Genomic DNA, 3273 nt, shown 5'->3' with positions numbered 1-3273 from the left:
CGTTGTCTTGGAAGGTGTTGCTGTTGATGGTGCCGAGTTTCATGCCGTGGTCTTCGGCGAACGCGGCCAGGGCGGTGTAGTCGTCGACTTTGTCCCAGGGGATGTGGAGGGCGACGGTGGGGGCGATGCCGGTGTATTTGTTGACTTGGGCGGCGTCGGCGATTTTTTCCTGCACGGTGCGGGGGGTTCCCGGGGTCGTGAAGACCTTGAACCGGGTTCCCGAGTTCCCGAACGCCCACGACGGCAACTCAATAACCTGCTCCCCCAACAGAGGGGCGATCGTGGCGAAGGAGGTGGTCATGAGCTGTGTCCTGTTCGTGTCGTGGCGAGCTGGTCCTCGAGGTGGAAGATCTCCTCGAGTTGCAGAAAGCCGGTGTCTGGTGCGGTGTCGCCGAGATCCGCGAAGAACTCGGCCATCTCGGCCTGCCAACGGCCGTTCACGTCCGTCGCGGCCATTCCCGCCTGGGCGGCCGCGAGCGACGGGGTCTCGAAGTAGCCGATGAGCAGGCCGTCCGCCCGGAGAAAGATCGAGTAGTTGTTCCAGCCGGTGGCCTCGAGCGCCTCGAGCATGTCTGGCCAGACCGCCGCGTGGCGGGCTCGATACTCGTCGATGCGCTCCGGCTTCACCTGGAGCTGAAAACACACTCGTTGCATGATCATCCTGTTTCTCCGGGCCCGGGCCGGCGAGGGAGGCCGCCGACCCGGGAGTCCGATGGTTCCTAGAAGTTGAACTTCGCGATGTTGGACTTGTCGAAGGTGAACGGGTCGCCGAGGAGAACGGTCTGGTCGGCGCCGACCTTGAAGGTCCCGAGCTTTCCCGCCTTGAAGGAGTCGCCTTCCTTGCCGGTAATGGTCCCGTCGATCAGGGCCTTCGCCGCATAGGAGGCGAGATAGCCGAGGTCGGCCGGGTTCCAGAGGGCGAATGCGGTGACGGTTCCGTCGTTGACGTAGTCGCGCATCTGGTTCGGTGTGCCGAGGCCGGTCAGCATGACCTTGCCCTTGTACTGCGACGTGGAGAGATAGCGTGCCGCCGCGGCGATGCCGACCGTGGTCGGAGACACGATCCCCTTCAGGTTCGGGTACTTCTGCAGCAGCGCGGACGTCTTGTCGAAGGAGGTCTGGTCGTCGTCGTTGCCGTAGACGACGTCGTCGAGCTTGACGTTCGGGTGGTCCGCGGTGAGGTCCTTCTTCATGAGCTCGATCCAGGCGTTCTGGTTCGTCGCGTTGGCCGAGGCGGAGAGGATGGCGATTTCGCCGGAGTCGCCGATCTGCTTGGTGATGAGATCCACCTGCACCTTCGCGATTCCCTCGGCGCTGGCCTGGTTGATGAACACGTCACGGTATTTCGCGTCGGTGTCGGAGTCGAAGGTGACGATCTTCACCCCGGCCGCCTTGGCCTGGGTGAGTGCGCTGCCGACCGCGGTCGGGTCGTCGGCGGAGAGCACGATCGCTCCCACCTGCTGCTGGGTCAGGGTGTTGATGTAGCTGACCTGAGCATCGGCCGACGCGGTCGCCGGGCCGACCTCCTTATAGGTTCCCTTGAACTCCTTGACCGCCGTGGCGCCTCCCTTGTCCGAGGTGTCGAAATAGGCGTTGCCGAGGCTCTTGGGCAGGAAGGTGATCTTGTAGTTCTTGGAGCCACCATCCGCACCCGGAGACGTGGAGCCGCCGGAACATCCCGTGGCGACCAGTGCGATGACCAGGGCTGAGGCCGCGAAACCAGCGGCTCGCGCCAACCCTCTGCGACCCGTCGATGAGTGGAGCAACATCTTTGTTCTTCCTTTCGATTGATGGACGTCGGAGAGAGGAAAACCGACGCTGTGGTGCAGGTGCCGTCCCTGGTGAGAGAACGGCTTTATCTCTCCCTCGATCGGGACCACGAGGCACGAGCGCTGTGATACCAGTCGAGAAAGCGGGGGGAGAGCACCGAGAAGATCAGCAGCACTCCCGTGATGATGTTGATGGCGTCGGAGCTGACGCTGGCCAGCCGGAGTGCGCTCTGCAGCACCCCGATGAGAACGACGCCGGCGACGACGCCGTGGAGCGCGCCCTTGCCGCCGAAGATCGACACTCCGCCGAGAAGCACCGCGGCGATCACGGACAGTTCGAGACCCAGGGCGTTGTCGCCGCGCGCGCTGCCATACCGCAGCGTCCAGAAGATTCCTGCCAGGGATGCGAGCAGCCCCGTGAGCAGGAAGGAGATGAATTTCGCCCGGTTGACGTTCACGCCGGAGAAGGTCGCGGTGTCGCTGCTCAGTCCGAGGGCGAAAAGCCCGCGGCCGAAGGCGGTGAAGTGGAGGACGATCGCGAAGACGACGATGAGCACCGCGACCAGGACCATCACGGCCGGTACCCCGGACCCGCCGATCCTGGCCTGGGCGAGACTCGTCCAGAAGGCGGGGAAGGTGGTGATGGCGGTCGTCCCGAGCAGGCCGACGGCGATCCCGCGGAACAGCGCCAGGGTGCCGATGGTCACGGCCAGGGAGGGGAGGCCGACGACCGTCACGAGGAACCCGTTGACGGCACCGGCGGCGAGCCCCGCGAGCAGACAGATGACCATGGCGAGTCCGATGGGCATCCCTCCCTTGGTCAGGACGCCCAGCAGGACGCTGCTGAGCCCCAGGGTGCTGGCGACGGAAAGGTCGATCTCTCCCGTCACGATCACCAGCGTCATCGGCAGGGCGATCATGAGGATGGGCGCGATGTCGAGCAGGAGGAAGTACAGCGTCGTCGGCGATCCGAAGTAGGGGACCACCGCGACGGCGATGACCGAGACGACGATCACCGCGGCGATCACGGCCATCTCCCGGGTCATCAGCCATCTCCGCCAGAGGGGACGGCCGTAATAGGGCAGGGCCTGCCGATTCGTGGCGCTCATGGTCGTCTTCGTCTCTTCTCCGGTGAGTGTGTCAGTCATGGGAAGCCTCTCGTTCCTTCGCCAGTCGCGTCGAAAGCCGGAGGGCGAGCACACGGTCGAGGACGATCGCCCCGATGATGAGGGCGCCGACGACGGCCTGCTGCCAGAAATCCTGGATTCCCAGGATCGGCAGGGCCCGGTTGATGGTGAGCAGCAGGATGGCGCCTATCGCCGCGCCGTAGACGCTTCCGCTGCCGCCGTTGATGGCGATTCCACCGATGACCACCGCACCCACGGCCTGCAACTCGAGCCCGGTGCCGGTCTGCGAGTTCGTCGTCCCGTATCTGGCGGCGAACAGCACGCCGGCGAGACCGGCCAGAGCGCCGCACAGGACGAAGGCGACGAGCACGCGCCGC

The 3273-nt window shown here is 65.1% G+C and carries 4 protein-coding genes and 1 pseudogene; all 5 read right to left on the bottom strand.

Annotation, left to right across the window (positions count from 1 at the left end; genetic code table 11):
• Positions 1-301 (bottom strand): annotated as a pseudogene (locus tag VGC18_RS14350) (rhamnose isomerase); the annotation flags it as partial.
• On the bottom strand, positions 298-654 hold the full coding sequence (locus VGC18_RS14345) for an L-rhamnose mutarotase (protein WP_331098579.1): 357 nt from the start codon (positions 652-654) through the stop codon (positions 298-300). The gene VGC18_RS14345 and the pseudogene VGC18_RS14350, both read right to left, overlap by 4 nt.
• 65 nt (positions 655-719) lie before the next feature.
• Positions 720-1769, bottom strand: coding sequence for a rhamnose ABC transporter substrate-binding protein (gene rhaS, locus VGC18_RS14340; RefSeq protein WP_331098577.1), 1050 nt, complete (start codon positions 1767-1769; stop codon positions 720-722).
• Between the two features lie 86 nt (positions 1770-1855).
• Positions 1856-2917, bottom strand: a complete 1062-nt coding sequence (locus tag VGC18_RS14335) for an ABC transporter permease (protein WP_331098575.1) — start codon at positions 2915-2917, stop codon at positions 1856-1858.
• Positions 2910-3273: ABC transporter permease (locus VGC18_RS14330; protein WP_414672897.1), on the bottom strand; the 364-nt coding region annotated here is incomplete at its 5' end. The genes VGC18_RS14330 and VGC18_RS14335, both read right to left, overlap by 8 nt.

This window comes from Lacisediminihabitans sp. (genome assembly GCF_036404185.1).
In the GTDB taxonomy this organism is placed as follows: domain Bacteria; phylum Actinomycetota; class Actinomycetes; order Actinomycetales; family Microbacteriaceae; genus Lacisediminihabitans.
Note: the sequence above shows the minus strand (reverse complement) of the source record. Positions and strands in the feature narration are given on the sequence as shown.